The sequence below is a fragment of the Posidoniimonas polymericola genome (assembly GCF_007859935.1).
In the GTDB taxonomy this organism is placed as follows: Bacteria; Planctomycetota; Planctomycetia; order Pirellulales; family Lacipirellulaceae; genus Posidoniimonas; species Posidoniimonas polymericola.
Window position 1 is genome coordinate 136,238 of the sequence record NZ_SJPO01000001.1, and the last position, 17,277, is coordinate 153,514.

Annotated in this window: 9 protein-coding genes; 3 read left to right on the plus strand and 6 right to left on the minus strand. The window is 67.3% G+C overall.

The window, feature by feature from the left end:
* Positions 1-126 precede the first annotated feature (126 nt).
* From Pla123a_RS00595 to ribD, 3 genes are all read left to right on the plus strand, one after another.
* Positions 127-2,478 carry a hypothetical protein gene (locus Pla123a_RS00595; RefSeq protein WP_146583586.1) on the plus strand — a complete coding sequence of 784 codons (2,352 nt, stop codon included), beginning with the start codon at positions 127-129 and terminating at the stop codon, positions 2,476-2,478.
* A gap of 192 nt (positions 2,479-2,670) precedes the next feature.
* Positions 2,671-4,779, plus strand: a complete 2,109-nt coding sequence (locus Pla123a_RS00600) for a tetratricopeptide repeat protein (protein WP_146583587.1) — start codon at positions 2,671-2,673, stop codon at positions 4,777-4,779.
* Between the two features lie 21 nt (positions 4,780-4,800).
* Positions 4,801-5,883, plus strand: a complete 1,083-nt coding sequence (gene ribD, locus Pla123a_RS00605) for a bifunctional diaminohydroxyphosphoribosylaminopyrimidine deaminase/5-amino-6-(5-phosphoribosylamino)uracil reductase RibD (RefSeq protein ID WP_197527557.1) — start codon at positions 4,801-4,803, stop codon at positions 5,881-5,883.
* Here ribD and Pla123a_RS00610 read toward each other — a convergent pair.
* The 6 genes from Pla123a_RS00610 to Pla123a_RS00635 form a co-directional block, all read right to left on the minus strand.
* Positions 5,880-6,566 (minus strand): hypothetical protein, encoded by a 687-nt coding sequence (locus tag Pla123a_RS00610; RefSeq protein ID WP_231956290.1) that lies wholly within the window; start codon positions 6,564-6,566, stop codon positions 5,880-5,882. The two genes, ribD and Pla123a_RS00610, sit on opposite strands and share 4 nt — an antisense overlap.
* A gap of 1,100 nt (positions 6,567-7,666) precedes the next feature.
* Positions 7,667-9,091, minus strand: coding sequence for a nucleoside hydrolase-like domain-containing protein (locus Pla123a_RS00615; RefSeq protein ID WP_231956291.1), 1,425 nt, complete (start codon positions 9,089-9,091; stop codon positions 7,667-7,669).
* Positions 9,092-9,215: 124 nt separating this feature from the next.
* Positions 9,216-10,550 (minus strand): pectate lyase family protein, encoded by a 1,335-nt coding sequence (locus tag Pla123a_RS00620; protein WP_197527558.1) that lies wholly within the window; start codon positions 10,548-10,550, stop codon positions 9,216-9,218.
* A 550-nt stretch (positions 10,551-11,100) separates the two neighbouring features.
* Positions 11,101-12,351 (minus strand): outer membrane protein assembly factor BamB family protein, encoded by a 1,251-nt coding sequence (locus Pla123a_RS00625; RefSeq protein ID WP_146583589.1) that lies wholly within the window; start codon positions 12,349-12,351, stop codon positions 11,101-11,103.
* Between the two features lie 361 nt (positions 12,352-12,712).
* Positions 12,713-15,904, minus strand: a complete 3,192-nt coding sequence (locus Pla123a_RS00630) for an autotransporter-associated beta strand repeat-containing protein (protein WP_146583590.1) — start codon at positions 15,902-15,904, stop codon at positions 12,713-12,715.
* A gap of 266 nt (positions 15,905-16,170) precedes the next feature.
* Positions 16,171-17,232, minus strand: a complete 1,062-nt coding sequence (locus Pla123a_RS00635; RefSeq protein WP_197527559.1) for a serine hydrolase domain-containing protein — start codon at positions 17,230-17,232, stop codon at positions 16,171-16,173.
* Positions 17,233-17,277 lie beyond the last annotated feature (45 nt).

Genomic DNA, 17,277 nt, shown 5'->3' on the forward strand with positions numbered 1-17,277 from the left:
TTGATTCTTGCGTCGTTAGTGAACCTAGGCCGACCAGCGGGTGGCCGGTTTCCGTGATTGGAAGCCTAGAGGCAGAGGTTCATTCGCCGCGCAATCGTCAACAGACCTCGCTCTCGAGATACACGGATGGCCCAAGCTGTTGCTTGCCCTCGCTGCTCTAGCCAACTGAATCTGCCGGAAGACCTGCCCGTTGGGGCGCAGCTCGGCTGCCCCACGTGCAACGCGGTCTTCTCGCCGGCGGCCGCGAAGCCGGTCCGGCCGGTCGAGGCACGAGTCATTGCGCCGGCGCCCACCCCCAGGCCACCGGCGCCCACGGCGGCGTCGCGGCCCACGCTGCGAGTTGCTGCCGGCACCGCCGCCAGCGATCAACCTGCCGCTGAGCAGCCGAACACGCCGCAGCCGACCGCCGTGCAGCCAAACACCGTGCAGCCAAACACCGTGCAGCCAAACCGCCAGGCGGCTGCCCCGCCGCGGTTGGCGTCCGAGCCGACCCGCCCGGAAGCAACGACCAAACCAACCGCCGAACCGACCAGAGGCGAGCAGGCGAAGCCCGAGCCGGCAAAACCAGCCGCCCCGTCCGCGGCGGCGCCGAAAGCAGCGACCCCCGCCAAAAAGCCGCCGAGCGACAACCAGCAGACCGTCGAGTTCCCGTTTGCGAGCCCGGCGCTCGACAGCCTGAGCGAGCTGCTCGAGTCAAACGCGTTCGAGAAGCCACAGCAGCCCCAATCAACGCAATCCGAGACGAAGCTGCCCGAACCAAAGCAGCCTGAAGCGAAGCAGCCTGAAGCGAAGCAGCCGACCGAACCCAAAGCGAGCACCGATAAGCCCACCGCGGAGAAGCCGTCCCTCGATAAGCCGGGCACGCTCTCGGACTGGATGCAGCGCGACACCGACCCGCCTACGGACGAGTCGAAGCCCCGTGCTGCGGAGGAAAGACAGACCGCCGAGAAGGAGCAGGCCGCGGAAGCGCAGGCCGAGAAGCCGGCCGGCGCGAAGACCGTGTCGGAGTCGTCCCGCAAGACGCAACCGTCGCTGGAGTCGCTGCTGAGTTCGTTCCGCGACAACCCGTCGGGCGCAGGACCGACCAAGCCGGCCGAGGCCAGCCAGCCCGAGCCCGCGCGGCCGACGCCCATGCCGCCCAAGACCGCCGATCCGAAGCCGGTTCAGCAGCCAGCGGCCCAGGCCCCGGCGCCAACGCCAAGCTCCACCAGTCAACCGACCGCGGCCTTTCTACGGCCGGCGCCGGCGCCGCCTCGCGGACCACAGCAGACGCCGTCCGCTCCGCGGCCCGCGGCGGGGCAGGGGCCCGCGCCACCAATCACTAAGCCGTCCGCCAACGAGCAGGCCGCCGAGCAAACGCGTTCGACTCCCAAGCCGACCGCGTTCGAAGACCTGTCCGTCGAGCAGCTTGCTGCGCAGGGCGGGCCGGCCACGCCGCCGCAGCCCCGCGCCGCAGAGCGACCCACCGACGCGCCGCGGCCGAGGCCGCTGACGGCGTCGGAACTCGGCCGCAGCAGCAACAGCTACGGGCGGTCCGGCAGTCGGGCCAAGTCGGCCGCGGTGGTGGTGGCGAGTGCGGCGGTCGGGCTGGGCCTGGGCTACCTCGGCCTGCTGTGGGTCGCCGGGCCGAGCGGCGACATGCTGGGCGTCGCTCGGGTGCTGCCCTCAGCCGTGCTGCCGGCTTCGTTCCAGGCAGACGAGCCGCAGCCGTTGACGACGCCGCAGAGTGAAGGCGCCATCGGTGACGCCGCCACGAGCGACGCGTCTGCCGATGCCCCCCAAGAGGATCCGAACATCGCCCCGGCTGGCTACGAGGCCACCGTGATCCCCCCCCGCCCCCGCGTGGCGTCGTTTGAACGTTCCTCGCAGCAGGACTCGCTGGGCGTCGAGCGGCTGGTTGGAGCGCCCGAGCCGTACCGCGTCGAGCAGCTCGCCGGCGTGCTGGTCGGCGCCGATGACGCGCGGCGCACGATGAGCGAGAAGAGCCTGGCGGTCACGCCCGAGGCCGCCCGGGAGCTTGGCAGCGCCTACGGCAAGCTGTGCCAAGTTGCCCAGGTGCTGACCTTCACGGACAACGCGTCGGGCAGTCGAGAGCTGACAGCGCTCGAGGCGAAAGAGCTGTTCATCCGATTGTTCGCCTACGGCCACGCCCGGAGCGACTCGTGCGCCATGGCGTCCCGGTGGTTGGCGTGGTCGCAGCGGGCGAACGGCGGGATCTTCTTCGCCGGCGACCTGATCGGGGCGAGCAAGGCGGGCGAGGTCTACGAGTACCGTCTAAGGCTCTCCCCTTCGGAGCTTGTGGCCGTGCTGAGCGACGAGCCGATCGACCCCAACCGGTTCCACCTCAAGAACCAGATGGGCGTCGTCGGGTGTGTGATCGAGGACCCGGCGGCCCGGGTGCAGGGCTACACGGGCAAAGCGGACCGGGCGGTGTGGGCCTGCCACACGATCCCGCTCACCAAGCCGCGGTTCGACTGACGGCAGGTTTACCGCCCTATTCGGCCGCCGCGTCGGCGGCCGGAATCGGCGGGGCCAGCCGCAGCGCCCTGGTGGCGCCGTACGCAATACGCCGTAAAATGACGGTTTCGTCATGTCGCTTTTCCCGCCACCAACGGGCCCGCACGGCTTGCCGCGGCGGGCCGTTTTCACTCTACGCTGCGAGTACTACCGATGCCGGTCGACCCCTACGCCCTGTGCCCCTGCGGCAGCGGTAAGAAGCTGAAATTCTGCTGCTCGGACCTGGTTGGCGAGATCGAGAAGATCCACCGGATGGTCGAGGGCGACCAGCCGCGGGCCGCGCTGCAGCACGTCGAAGCGTCGCTGAAGAAGTACCCGGGCCGGCCGTCCCTGCTGGACCTCAAGGCGATGCTCGAGCTGACGCTGCACAAGCTCGAGGACGCGGAGCAGACGGTCGCGCTGCTGCTCGAGAAGGACCCCAAGAACCCCGCGGCCCACGCCCAGCAGGCGATCCTCCGCTGCGCCAAGGGCGACGGCGCCGCCGGCGTCGAGCCGCTGCAGCGGGCGCTGGTGCTGATCGAGGACAGCATGCCGCGCCGCGTGCTCGAGGCGATCGGCGCGGTCGGTCACACGTTGCTGATGGAGGGCAACGTCGTGGCGGCCCGCGCGCACCTGTGGCTGTACCAGGGGGTCGCCGGCCGCGAGGACACGCGGGCGCTGGAGCTGCTGACTAGGCTCAACCAGGTGGCCGGCCTGCCGCTGCTGCTGCGCGACCACCTCTACATGCGGATGGCGCCCGACGGGCACCCCGGCGAGAACGACCACAACTACGCCCAGGCGCTTGCCGCCCGCGGTCAGTGGGGCCCGGCGTCGGTTATGTTCGACAAGCTGTGCGGCGAGTACCCCGACCAGGCGTCGTTCCACTACAACCGCGCGTTGGTGCACGGCTGGCTGGGCGAGCAGGACGTGTTCGCCAAGGCGCTGCGTGACTTCGCGGAGCGCGACGTGCCGCTGGAGGACGCGGTCGAGGCCGTGGCGATCGCCCAGCTCATCGACCCCGAGATCAAGGACGCCATGCTGGACGTGGTCCGGCTCGCGTACCCGATCCTCGACGAAGAAGAACTGCTGGCCCGGTTGGCCAAGGATCCGCGGGTCGCGACCATCGAACAGGACCTGAGCTCGCTCGCCGAGGAAGACTCCCCCCCACCCCGCGCCGCTTACTACCTGCTCGACCGCCCGCTCCCCGAGTCGGGCGCCGATCTCAAGCCCGAGGCCGCGCCGCGGATCGTCGGCACGCTGCTGCGGTTTGGCCGCCAGACAAATCGCGCTGAGCGGCTCGAGCTGACCCTGGTCCGCGACGACCGCTTCGGCGAGACCACCGCCGCGCTCGGCAAGATCATCGACGGCGTGGCCGGCGTGGCCGAGGAGGAGGTGATCGATCAGGTCGACGCGGTGCAGAACGCGCTGCGTTGGCAGTGGCACTTCCCCCGCGACACCCCGCCCAAGCTCCGCCGCCAGATGACCGAGGACGAGAGCGCCCGCGTGATCCTGGAAGACTGGCCCAAGCTCGCCAGCGGGGCCCTCGACGGCAAGACCCCCGAGGAGGCCGCCGCGGACCCCGGCATGCAGAAGCAGCTGGCGGCCGCCGTGCTGACCTTCGAGCAGGGCGCCCAGGCGCTCCGCAACGCAGAGGTGTTCGAGCAGCTGCGGGAGAAGCTCGGCCTGCCGGACATGGGGCCGATCAACGCGGACGAGGTCGACGTCGACCAGCTGCCGCTGGGGCGTGTGCCGCGGCTGGACCTCGCCAAGGTCGACGACGACGACCTCCAGAAGCTGTACCAGCGGGCCGTGATCTCCAACGCGACCCCGGCGCTCGGGCCGCTCGCGACCGAAGTCGTCGGCCGCCCCTCGTTGGAAGGGCGCATCAGTTTCGAGGAGGCCTACCGCCGGATGGTCACCCTGCAGACGACCGCCGAAGAATCGCTCAAACGCCTGGAGCAGGCCAAGGAGTGGACCCGCAGCAGGGGCGAGTCGACCGCGCGGTGGGAGCTGCTTGAACTCGAGATGTACATCGTCGAGGGCGAGTCGGGCCGGGCCAACGCGACCCTCGCCCGCCTCCGCGACGAGCACATGAACGAGCCGGGTGTCGCCGAGCACCTGTACCAGTTGTTCTACGAGCTGGGGGCGATCCCGCCCGAGGGCGGCGCGCCGATGGGTGGTGGGCCGATGCCCGCCGAGGAGGCCCCGCCGAGCGGCGGCATCTGGACGCCCGACGCCGACCAGCCAGCCGCCGGCAAGCAGAAGTTGTGGACTCCCTCGTAGCCCCGTCTCCGGCCTGACACGATGCCTACACAGACCGACGCCGCGATGATGGCCCTGGCCGTCCGACTCGCCGCCCGCGGCGAGGGAGCGGTGGAGCCCAATCCGATGGTCGGGTGCGTTCTTGCCCACGGCGACCAGGTGGTCGGCAAGGGGTGGCACCAGCAGTTCGGCGGACCCCACGCCGAGGTCAATGCGTTGGCCGCCGCCGGCGAGCGCGCCGCCGGGGCCACCGCCTACGTCACGCTCGAGCCGTGCTGCCACACCGGCAAGACGCCCCCCTGCACCGGGGCGCTCATCGCCGCCGGGGTTGCGCGGGTGGTGTTCGCCGTTCGTGATCCCTTTCCCCAGGTCAACGGCGGCGGCCTGCAGCAACTTACCGAAGCCGGCATCGAGTGCCACACCGGCGTCGGCGAGGAGGACGCGCGGCGGCTGCTCGCGCCGTACCTTAAGCTCACTCAGGCGGGCCGCCCGTGGGTCATCGCCAAGTGGGCCATGACCCTCGACGGCAAGCTCGCCACGTCGACCGGCAGCAGCCAGTGGATCAGCTCGCCCGAGTCGCGCGAGATCGTCCACCAGCTCCGTGGCCGGGTCGACGCGATCATCGTGGGGGCCGGCACCGCCCGCGACGATGACCCGCTGCTGACCGCGCGGCCCGCCGGCCCGCGGACCGCCGCCCGGGTCGTGCTGGGCGAGGTGGCGCCCGGCAGTCAGCTCGCCAGGACCATCGACCAGGCCCCGGTGATCAGCGTGGTGCCGAGCCAGGTCGCGCGCCACCGGGCGGCCGACGGAGTCGAGGTCCTCGCGCTGGGTGGCCGCAACCACACCGAACGGCTGGCGTCGTTGCTCGACGAGCTGGGCGCGCGTCGGATGACCAATGTGCTGATCGAGGGTGGCGCCAGGGGCCTTGGCGCCGCGTTCGACGGCGGACTGATCGACGAGGTCCACGCGTTCGTCGCCCCCAAGCTGTGCGGAGGCGCCGACGCGCCGAGCCCGATCGGCGGCCACGGACTGGCCGACATGACCAAGGCCCTCGCGCTCAGCGATGTGGCGTTCGACACGCCGGGCGGCGATGTCTACGTCCGCGGGCGGGTGGCCCGAGCTTAGCGCTCCAGCCGCAGCGTGGCCCAGCAGCTGGGGTCCTCGTCGGTCGGGAACTCGCGGCCGTTGGCGAAGGTCTGCACGCCGAGCTCGCGGTCGATCACCTCGTAGTGGAAGCCGAGCTGGTCGTGCTGGTCGGGGTCGTAACCGCCGAGGGCGCCCGCCGGGATGAACACCATCAGGTGATAGCCGTCTTCCTTGACGCGGCCGATCGCCTGCAGCTCGCGCGGCCGGACCGGGCGGGCGTTCTCCCGGGCGCGGTTGATCAGCAGCTGGTCGGCGGCCGCCTCGGCGGCGCCGCGGCCGCCGCCGGCCGACAGGAAGCCAAACCGGTGGCAGTACTTGCTCGCCCGGTGGATGTTGTGCGTGGCGCGGGTGTCGATCCAGACCTGCAGCCCATCGGACTCGTCGAGCCGCGACTCGCGGCACCACACCGCCTGACGCTTGCCGGTCACCGTGACGGTCAGCGCGAGGCCCTCGGGCGCCCAGGCCATCCGCACGTCGGCGAAGCGCCGCTCGGAGCTCGGCGTGCCGCGGTCGAGCGAGGCCAGGTCCGGCAGGCGGCAGGACTCGTCGAGCACCACGCCGGCCTGCGACCAGATCGGCGTGTGCCGCTTGATCGGCGCGGCAAACTGGAACAAGAAACGGGGCGCCAGCAGCGTGTTGAGTTCGTTCCCGGGGGCGGGCATCGGCGGCGCCTTGAGTGACTCGGTTGATGAAGGGTGGGTTTTGTCCGCTGTCGCATGGGGCCGGAGCACGCCGAAAGCGGCGGCGGACGCCCGTGCAACGCGTTTTAAGCTGTTATAGCAGGTTTTCTGCGTCCGTCGGAGGGACCCGGAGAGAGACAGTCCCCAGGGGTTTAGTCCGTTTTATCGCGCGGAGGGGACAAAACCCCCGCCGCGGTTTCTCCTTGATCGGGTCGCAGCCGACCCCCACTGCCCATCCCGCTGCTAGCGTCGGGCAGCCCGACCGCCACGAGCGGTCGCGGCGCCCGATCCCGGCGCCCAGTTCTGCTGCTCGGTCCCGAGGCGCCTATCCGCCCGCCTGGATCTCGGGGCAACCCTCCATTGGACCACGGTAGGTGGGATTTCGCCACTCAAAAGTCGCCAGATTCGAGCAGCGAATGTCGAGCAGAATCGAAGCCCGCCTCCCAAGCGAGGGAGTACCGAAGCAGCGTGTTCCTGTACCGCAGCGGCCGCTGATAGTATCCCTGGCTCTCCGAGCCAGGAACCCACAGCTCCGAGGGCCGGGGACAACTACCCGGGTGGCAGCGAACTTCGCCCGCGAGGAAGCCTGCCTGCTGGGAAGCCATGATCGGGCGAACGTCGGCAGCGCTTGCGACGAGAGGAGATCGACTCGCAAGCAGACGTCGACGCCGCAAGGCCTATTGGGCTGGCGCCCACCGAAGTTCGTTCGAACGAGTCCACCTGCTGGCCGGCCCTAACGCGAACGAAAGTCGCTGCTACCCGGGTGCGCAGCAGTTTCACGCCGGCGCGTCGTCAATTGGGCTCAAAGTTGCCGAGGATGGGCACACCGACGTTTCCAAGGAATTTGCGAAACTGCGCGAGGTGTCTTTTCTCGGCAGACACCTCCGTACTTAGCTTGAGCCTGCTACAGCGGACGGGTGGTCCAACCGCTGCACGGCGGCCGGAGTCAAATCTGAGCGAAGCGATGAGCACCGACGGCAGTTGCAGAGCCCCAAGAACTGCGCCGAATACAAACTACTCGGGTGTTCTCCAGTGCCACCCACCGGGGCCTTGCCAATCCCCCCGCCTTTGGCTGAGTTTGATCATTCAATGCTGCACACAATCCGCTGGTAGCGAACGAGCGGCGGTGAGCCATTGTCAGTAACTTCGAGAATGATGTGAACCTGTTTGCCGGGCTCGCTAGGGACGACGAAGCCGGTCTCTTGCTGCCCCGCATTGTTGATGTCCACCTGGGATTCCGCCGAGTCGGCTTCTGCATATTGCCACCAGCGATACGTCAATGCGTCTTCGTCCGGGTCGCTGGTTCCAGCAGCGCTTAGCGAAACGGCCTCGCCCGGACTGACCTGTAAGTCGGCGTCGTGAGCCAGTTTGATATCTGGCGGATGGTTGGCCTCGTCATAAGACTTCACGCACCAGTCGGCTCGCGCCGCGAAATCTCGCTGAATCGCATCGATCCAGCGCCATTGAGGTTTGAGGTAGGCAGTCAATTCCGGATCATTGGTGGTCTCGCGTTTTGCACGTCTGCGACCCCATGCCGAGCTGCCATACCAACGACCCTCGGGATACTCGTAGCCATGCTCCGCAACATGATCGAGCCATGTGTTTTCGCGGACTTTGGTAAATCGACCGCCCCAGCCGCCCCAGTCTGGTGATTCGTCGCTGCGCAGACCGGTCGGAATAACTTGCAGGAATGCCGGCGAGTCTCCTTCGGACCGGAAGCGTCCATCGTCGTGTGCTTTGTACATTTCTAGCAGCGGCCCATGACTGTGTAAGGCGTTCTCGTTCATCCACTTTGCGGAGAAATAGCGCTGCACCTGCTGAGGTACGGCCTTCCGCTGCCGTTCGTAGGCGAAGGCGATGAACTGATCAGAGACGATCGTCGGAATGTTGAATTTGCCCCAGCTTTGCCGAATGTATTTCTGGTAGGTGTCATCCTGCTCCCAGATAAAATAGAAGCGGATCTTCTTTGCCACCGCGGCCATCTTGCCCGGATGCTTCTCCTCGATCGTCTTCAGTGCACGTGCGATGGTGTTGGGTCCGCCCCACGCTTGCAACCAGATCGGTCGATTATCCGAGTCGTCGAGCAGAACTTTGGCGATCAACTGCGATCCCGCAGTTTCTTCGTCCATGTCGCCCTCCGATTTGACATTGCCGAGCACTGTGATGGATCTGAGATAGTCCGGCGTGGGAAAGTCGGGGTCGTGCTGGATAAGGTTGGGGTAGACTTCTTCATAAGCCTCCAGAAGCGGCTGAATCCATTCGTCGCCCGCCCACTTATGGCCCTGCCAGTGATACTGTGAACTCGATGTCACGATGCCCTCGACGTCGAATTCATTCGCGTACAACAGGAACCGCACCATTGAGCACTCGTCGTCGATCTCCCCGTCGGTCGTGACGATGACCCGGGGTTTGTCGGAGACCGCGTCAGCCTGCTGCGCGCACGCGAAGGTGGCCAGGCAGGCGAGGATTGTCGTGGGGAGCAGGAGCGTCCGATGTAGGGTGTTCAATTTCCGTGTGTCCAAAGTGTGCAGCCGTGGGATAAGCATTCAGCCGGTCGCTAGGAAATCACAGGTTCACAGGCTGGTAGCCAGTGACACCCGATGGTTTCACGGGCCGAAAGCAGATGCCGCGTCATTCTACTAATCCGTTGACGTACTCCTCGATGTTGGAATAGCCGTCATCGTCGCGGTCTCGTGCTGCGTCCGAAGCGTCGTCGGGGTTCAGGTCGTGTGCTTTCTCCCATTCGTCCGGCATGCCGTCTTCATCCGTGTCGGCCGGCGGCTCTGCTGACTTCAGCTCCGGCCAACCACCGACATCTTTTGGAGTCGTGATGATGCCGTTAGCCCCACACTGGGCCGTGCCGGTGCGAACTTCTTCGACGACGCGGGCGTCAATCGGGTCGCGATTGGGAAACGAGCAACCCGCGTGGGTGAGGACGGCTTCGTAAGCCTCCTCCGCTGACTGCTGCTCGATCGGCATTGCGTCCCACGGCTCGGCCAGTCTCTTAAACCGATCGCCCTTCACACCCAGCCAGTTGTCCGTGGCTACCTTGGGAAAGCCGTGGAAAAAGTTGCCTGCCACGTGCCAACTGCCTGAATCGCCCTCGCCCCTCGACGAAGGCTTCGCGATTTGATCCTTCACGTCATTACGCGTGGCCGGGCCGGGCTTGTAGTAGTTGGCTAGCATGTTGATCGTTGAGTGTTCGATGGGTGGATTTCTCCGGTCGCCTCTTTGACGGGCCTCGCCGCCGTAGCAGCTTTCGTAGCCCCAGTTGTAGATCACGTTGTTGCGGTAGTCGTTGTAGCCGCAGCCCGACGCCCAACGCGGATTGCGACTGTCGTTGTGGGCAATCAAGTTGTGGTGGTACGTGCCGTAGTTGTTGCCCCAAATACCGCCAAACCGGTGTCCGGTGTTGCCTTTTGCACACGCTTCGGAAATCAAGCACCACTGGATCGTGACGTGTTGGTTGTGGTACATCGACAACACTTCGTCACTGCTCCAGCTTGTGGAGACGTGATCGAGGATGATGTTCTCTTTGTAACGACTGAAAATCGCGTCGACTTCGCGGGAAACCGGGTCGGGGCGCACGCGGATGTAACGAATGACGACATCGTTGGCGTTGAGCGCAAGGTCACCTTTGAGGCAAATGCCGTCACCGGGAGCCGTCTGGCCGGCGATCGTGATGTTGTCGTTCTTGATGCTGAACCGTTTGCCCTCGCTATCGATCGTTCCGGCAACCCGAAACACGACGATCCGCGGCCCTTCGGCTTCGATCGCAGTGCGGAAACTCCCCGGACCGGACTCCTTTAAGTTGGTTACCGCAATCACCCGTCCGCCGCGACCGCCAGTGGTTCGAGCGCCATACCCTTCCGCACCGGGGAAGGCCGGGAGCTCTCCGCAAAACGCCAATTCGGTTGCCGCAATGGCGAGGACAACAGTGAAGAAGCTGAAGCAGATCGCAGGCACTGGGGTTCGTCCCGCTATCGAAGGGGACTCACGCATCGCATCGGCCGAGTGCTCGTAGTTCGTTGCTCTCATGGCGTCACATACTCAACAGGACAGCAGGTTCGTGAGATCAGCAGTTAATGCAACTTGTTCCAAGCGGTGATTCTCCCTGCCTGTGGTACAGCCTTCAACGTGAATCGATGTTTAATGAGGTTGGTTTTGAGACGCGCCCTACTTTGTCGCGACGCCCATTGCCGCTGCGAGCTCTTCTCGCAGTGTGCGGTAGAAGCCCGCCCCGCACTATTGGACAAGTCGGACCGTGTCGCCAGAGATTGCCAATCCAACTGATAGGAGGAACTCTTCGACCGTAATCTGCCGGGCACCAAACTCGCATCGGTTGTCATACCTCGGTCAGATTCTGAACTCCGGAGAATGCAGAAGTTGCATCGCCCGCGGCACCGGAGAGGGTCGGCAAACTCGCTGAGGTTGTCACAACCGCGGTGAGTTTCGGAACCCCTGCTCCTGCACTGGCTTCCTCATTTTTCGCTGCCGGTTGCCACGGCGTCCGCCGCTACTCCTCAATGCAGAACAGCCGCCGTTCTCCGCGGATGAAGAGCTGGTTGTCGACCGGCGCGGGCGTGGCGTCGATGGTCTCGCCGATGCTGTTGGTGGCGACCTCTTGGTACTCGTCGGCGTCCTTGATGACGATGGTCGTGCCGTCGCGGTCGGACAGGTACACGTAGCCGTTGGCCGCGACCGGCGAGGCGTAGGTCGTTCGCAGGCGGGTCCGCTGAGAGGCGTAGTGGGGCTCGCCTGTCGCGGCGTCCAGGCAGGTGAGGATGCCCGTCTTCTCCTTGTAGTAGTACAGCCGGCCGCCCGAGAGCAGCGGCGAGGCGATGTCCGGGGTGTCGCTGTCCTTGGTCCACAGCACTTGGGGGGAGCCCTCGATGTCGCCCTGGCCGTCGAGCTTGAAGGCCCCCAGGAACGCGCCCCGGAAGCCGCTCATCACGAACGCCGTATCGCCCAGCGCGACGGCCGAGGCCGCCGGTCGCCGGGTCTGGCCGGCGCAACGCCACAGCTCCTCGCCGGTCTCGAGGTCGTAGGCGCGGGCGTAGTTCTGACCGTTCATCACCACCTGCTGACGGCCGTCGTGCTCGACAATCAAGGGGGTGGCCCAGTTGGTGGGCTCGTCGCGCTCGACCTGCCAGAGGATCTCTCCGGTCAGCTTGTCCAGCGCGTACAGGGACGACGGGCCCTCGTGGTCCCACGGCACGATGATCTTGTCGCCGGCGAGGGTGGGAGAGCTCCCCTCGCCGAACTCGAAGAGGGTCTTCATGTCGCCGAAGTCCCGATCCCACACGGGCTGGCCGTCCATCGTGAAGCAGTACAGCCCCTGGGAGCCGAAGTGCGCGTACACGTGCTGGCCGTCGGTCGTCGGCGACGCCGAGGCGTAGTTGTTCGTGTTGTGCGTGCCCTCGTGCGGGGCGCCGGTCGTGGCGGTCTTCTGCCACACGACATCGCCCGACTCGCGGTCGATGCACATCAAGAGGAAGTCGAGCGCGTCGCTCTCGCCATTCTCAGCGGGGACGCTGGTGACGACGTAGACGCGGTCCTCCCAAACGATGGGGGACCCAGAGCCCCGGCCCGGGATTTCGACCTTCCATTTGACGTTCTCGGTTTCCGACCAGGTCGTCGGCGGGGTGGCGGACTTCGAGACGCCATTGCCACCTTCCCCCCGCCAGTGCGGCCAGTTCTCGGCGGAGGCGTGCGGAGCAACCAATCCGAGAATCACCGCGGCGAGCGGCAGGTGGCGAGACGTCATCGGCAAATTCCTGTGAGGTGGTGACTTGTGAGGTAGTGACCTGTGAGGTGGCCACTCGTGTCGAGGGCGGAAGGTGAGGAGCACCGCTACTAGAGGGGGCATGGTAGTTTCTGCCGCTGCGTGACGGCCTACCCACCTTGCAACCCCGCACTCGGCCGTGAGGGACGACGTTTCTTGCGGAGAATCCTAGAAATCTGGCGCCGATCGGCTGGCAGGCGACTGGCAGGCGACTGGGCTGGTGTGGGCGTACACGCTGGCCTGGTTCCTGATCAACGACCGGCTGCAGCTGCTGGCTTACCGGGTGTTCAGCGCGGACCACATTCGTTGGCTGGCCCGCCCGCGCCGCGGTTGAGGTCGGGCCTCACGGGCGTCGGCGTCGGGCGGCGGCGGCGGTCAGCAGCAGCGACGCGAGCACGCCGGCCGCCGGCTCGGGGGCCCTGCTGCCAGCGGGGCTCTCGGCGAGCGACCGGCCGTAGTTGGCCGCCCACACCGCGTAGTCCGCGCTCGAGTAGGTCGTGCCGAGGCCGTCCCGCCAGGTGGTGTAGTCGGCGGCGTCGACGAGCCCGTCGGCGTTGAAGTCGCCCGGCAGCGATTCAAGGTAGCTCGAGAGGGTGACGAGGTCGTTCGCGTAGTCGTAGTCCACAATAAACGACCCGCCCCCGACGACAGAGAGCCGCTCTCCCGCCGTCGCGTTGGCAAACTGCCCGGTGAGGCTCGTGGCGGTCAGGATCTCGAAGACGTCCTGCGGCTGCGGGAGGAAGCCGCCGGTCAGCTCGACAGACAGGTCGCCCGTCAGCGACGCCGTGCCCTCCACCCGCAGCCGGCTCAGGGAGTCGGCGCTGTCGAGGTCGATCGCCAGCGTGGCTTCCGACTGGTGCAGGTAGTTGCCGGTGATGGTCAGCACCTGATCGTCGGTGGGCAGGCCCTGGCCGGAGAGGACGGTCTCGAGTTCGGCCGCGGTCAGGTTTTCGGGGCTGAGGACGAAGCCGTCGATCACGGTGCCCACCTCCCGGCCGTAGATCGCGAACGGCTGGCTGCCGGCGGCCAGCGTGTAGTCGATGCCGGCGACCAGCGGGCCGGTGACGCCGCTCGCCGGCGTCACCGAGGTCGAGACCAGGGTCCAGTCGGCCACGTCGGCGTTGTTGTCGAGGGTTTGCACCGGCGTGTAGTTGGTGGGGCTGGCCGCCAGGCTGCCCGGCGACACCGAAGTGTAGAAGCTGTTGTTTCCGCCGGGTTGGGTCGATGGGTCGCCCACGATCGGCGAGAGGGTCGGCTCGGCGACCTTGGCGTACAGGCGCCACGCGCCCGCCTCGGAGATGGCCACCGTGGTTGACGCGGCCCCGTTCACGCTGGCCGACGATAGGCTCTCGCCGCTCACCAGCACGATGCCGCCGTCGTTGAGGTCGGCGCCGCTGTAAGAACCGCCGGCGCCGGTCCCGTGGGCGGCGTTGTCGAACACGGCCCAGTCGCTCCCGAGCGTCATGTTCTCGGCCTGGATGCCGACCGCCGGCCGGCCACTTCCCGACACCCCCTGCGGACGCACCACGGCGCCTGCGCCCGCGGTGACGGCGCCAACAAGGGTCCCGGCGCCGTCCAGCGACTGGCCGCCGCCGAGCGACACCCCACCGGCCACGGCCGACGCGTCGAGCACGCCGTTGGCGCCAACCGAGATGGTCTGGCTGGCGCCAATCCCGCCGCTCGGGAGGGCCAGGGTTCCATCCTCGACAAGGGTCGGACCGCTGTAGGCGCTCGCGCTGGCAAGCGTGAGGCTCCCGGAGCCCTGCTTCGTCAGTCCGCCGACGCCCGAGACCGCGCCAGTGACCACCGTCGCGTGGTCGGCGGTGTCAAATGTCGCGCCGCCAGCGGCAAGCGTCGTGGCAACCGCAATGCCACCATCGTCCGCCGCGCGGAAGGCGCCGCCGTCGAACAACAATGACGCGCCACCCCCGCCGTTCTCAATCGAGCCGGTCTGGATCACGCCGCCGGCGCCCACAACCAGCGCGCCCGAAGAGCCGGACGCGCCAACCTGCAGCCGGCCGGAGGAGAGCGTCCCGCCGCTGACCGCCAGCGTGCCGGTCGAGGTCGCGGTGTCGAACACGTCGAGCGTGCCGCCGGTCATCACCAGCGTCCCGCGGACGTTCACCCGGCGGGCGAACGCGTGGCCCCCCGAGTGGACGACCGTGCCTCCCACGGTGGCGGTGTCGGCGAAGGTCGGCGTCGCGCCGGCCCAGTTGGCGGCCGCGGTCCATTCGCCCATTGAGGCCGAGACGGCTCCGCCGTCGGCGCCGAGCTCGTTCAGGTAGCCCTCGAGCGCGGTGTAGCCATCGCCGCGGAGGCCTTTCCAGTCGGCCGGGTCGGCGGGGTCGAGGCCGTTGGCGGTTTCCCAGTTGTCGGGGATGGCGTCGTGGTCGGTGTCGGTCAGCCGCGCGCGTGGGTTGAGGTAGGCCGGGTCGGAGCCGAAGCCGGGGAACAGGTCGGTCTCGCGCTGGATTACGCCGCCCAGGGTCCCGTAGCTGGCGACCTCCGCCATCAGCCGCGAATCGACCGCGTCGCGGACGATGTGCGGTCCGGCGTTGGCCATCACGTGCTGCACCGCCTGCTGCGCGGTGAGGGCGGCGGTGGTCGGGAACGCGTGCGGCGAGGCCACGACGTCGGCGCCGGGGTAGCTGGTGACCAGCGAGCCGTCGAGCACGCCGTTGCGGTTGTCGTCGACCCAGTTGTCGTCGGCATAGATATGGAACGAGCTGGTGCCGCTGCTGAACGGGGCGCTGCCGTTGACCGGGCCCTCGATGAAGTAGTTGCCCACGACGTTGGCGTTCGAAGTGCCCGCCGTGTCGCCCATGATGTAGGCGGCCGACTCCCACCCGTACACGACGTTGTTGATAAACTCGTTGTCGTTGCGGACCTTGGGGTTGCGGGTCACGTTGTCCGCCCACAGCGACTTGATGACGCTGACGCCGCCGCCCGGCTGCATCAGCCCGCCGGTGCTGTGGCCCAGGCGGTCGAGTCCCTGGGCGACGATCGAGTTCTGGATGGTGATGTCGTCGATCACGTAGCCGCTGTCGGGGTTGATGTCGAACGTGCCGTCGACCCCCCAGGTGATGGACATGTGGTCGAAGATCATGTTCTGGCCGCGGGCGATGCTGGCCGCGTCGTCGCGGATGCCGGGGTCGCCCTTGCGGACCGCCCAGTGGCGGCTGATGAGGTTGTTGGCGTTGTGGAAGGCGACCCGATCGCTGTAAACCGTGATCCCGCCCGGCGCCGTTTGGCCGGCGATGGTGATGTTGCTGGCGACCGTCATCACCGACTCGAGGTTGATGATCCCGCCGACGTCGAACACCACAAATCGGTTCGACTGGCTTAACGCGTCGCGCAGCGAGCCGGGGCCCGAGTCGTCCAGGTTGGTGACGTGATACAGGCTTGCGGCGGACAGGTTGGTCCGCGCGCCGGTGGCGTACTGGCCGAAGCCCTCCGCCTCGGGGAACGCAAGGAGCTGGGCCTGCGCGGCGGTGGGCAGCAACGCCGACAACGAGAGTAGAAGTAGAAAACGCATGGAGAATACTATCGTACGCGAAGAGGGGTGCCTGAGTTCCGGACGCCGTTCCGCGGTTCTGAAGCCGCGTGGCGGATGACGAAAGCAGGGAGCGAACCCAAGCAGGCCCGCCCAGCCTTCAGCACTCATTGTAACTGTGGCCGGGCAAACCGGCTTGCCGAACGCCGCGATTCAGGGCCAGTCTGTGGGGATTCGTGGCGCCAGACGACTCGCCAGGGGGTCGGTGGTTGCAGCGGGAACGCTCGCCAATGCAACGGCGTCGTCCTCTACTCGCGACCCGCGTCGGCGAACAGCAGCCGGTCGACCACCCGCTCGGCGTACTCGCCGTCGGAGTCCGCGCGTGACGCGTTGAGCAGAACCACCACCGCCGCCTTCCGGTCGGGGAAGCGCTGGAGCATCAGCGCGAAGCCCTGCGTCGTGCCGCTGTGCCACACCCGCCGCTCGCCGCGGTAGTCGCCAACGAACCAGCCGTAGCCGTACGACTCTTCTCCGCGGTCCGACTGCACCTGCGGCGAGGTCGCCGCCCGCAGCGACTCCGGCGACAGCACCCGGCGGCTGTCGAGCGCCTGCACCCAGTGCGCGAGGTCGTTGAGCGACGAATAAACCGAGCCGTCGCCCCGCACGGCGCTGGTGACGCTCTGGTCCGCGAGCCGCCATTGGCCGCCTGCCCGCTCGTGGCCGTACGCCCGCTCGCTGATCTGGTTCATCCCCTTCAGGTAGTTAATCGTGTGGGGCATGCCGGCCGGCCCGAACACCTCGGTCCGCAAGAAGTCGTGCAGCTGTCGGCCCGAGCTCTGCTCGACGATCAAGCCGAGCAGCGTGTAGCCCGAGTTCGAATAAGCGAACCGCGACCCGGCCGCAAACTTCGGCTGGTCGGCGTCCGCGAGCATCGCCAGCACGTTGTAGTCGCTGACCTGCAGCGTCGTGCCGGCGGGGACCAGCGACTCGTAGTCCGGCAATCCGGAGGTGTGCGTCAACAGATGCCGCACCGTGATCCCTTGCCAGTACTCGGGGCCACTATAGAAAAACTGGTCCAGCGTGTCGGTCAGCTTGACCTGGCCGCGGTCGACCAGCGTCAGCACGGCCGTAGCGGTGAACTGCTTGGAGACCGACGCCATGCGGAAGCACGTGGCCGGCGTGACCGGTTCCGGCGAGTCGACACGGCGCCTGCCCCAGCAGTGCTGGAACGTCACCCGTCCGCCGTCGATCGCCACGACAGCGGCGCCGACGTGCGGCGGGAGCAGGGCCTCGATCTCGTGGGCGGCCGCGTCCTGCGACGACTCGGCGTTGGCGGGCAGGTGATTGAACATGATGAGCCCAGAGAGCATCGCTAGGCGCAAGGCGGCGCGGGCTGGCGGGGGTGGGGTGCGCAT

Bases quoted from the DNA above. Each gene is read 5' to 3' on its own strand.
- Pla123a_RS00625 (WP_146583589.1), bottom strand. From the start codon at position 12,351: ATGACGTCTCGCCACCTGCCGCTCGCCGCGGTGATTCTCGGATTGGTT.
- Pla123a_RS00635 (WP_197527559.1), bottom strand. From the start codon at position 17,232: ATGCTCTCTGGGCTCATCATGTTCAATCACCTGCCCGCCAACGCCGAG.
- Pla123a_RS00630 (WP_146583590.1), bottom strand. From the start codon at position 15,904: ATGCGTTTTCTACTTCTACTCTCGTTGTCGGCGTTGCTGCCCACCGCC.
- Pla123a_RS00595 (WP_146583586.1), top strand. From the start codon at position 127: ATGGCCCAAGCTGTTGCTTGCCCTCGCTGCTCTAGCCAACTGAATCTG.
- ribD (WP_197527557.1), top strand. From the start codon at position 4,801: ATGCCTACACAGACCGACGCCGCGATGATGGCCCTGGCCGTCCGACTC.
- Pla123a_RS00600 (WP_146583587.1), top strand. From the start codon at position 2,671: ATGCCGGTCGACCCCTACGCCCTGTGCCCCTGCGGCAGCGGTAAGAAG.
- Pla123a_RS00610 (WP_231956290.1), bottom strand. From the start codon at position 6,566: ATGCCCGCCCCCGGGAACGAACTCAACACGCTGCTGGCGCCCCGTTTC.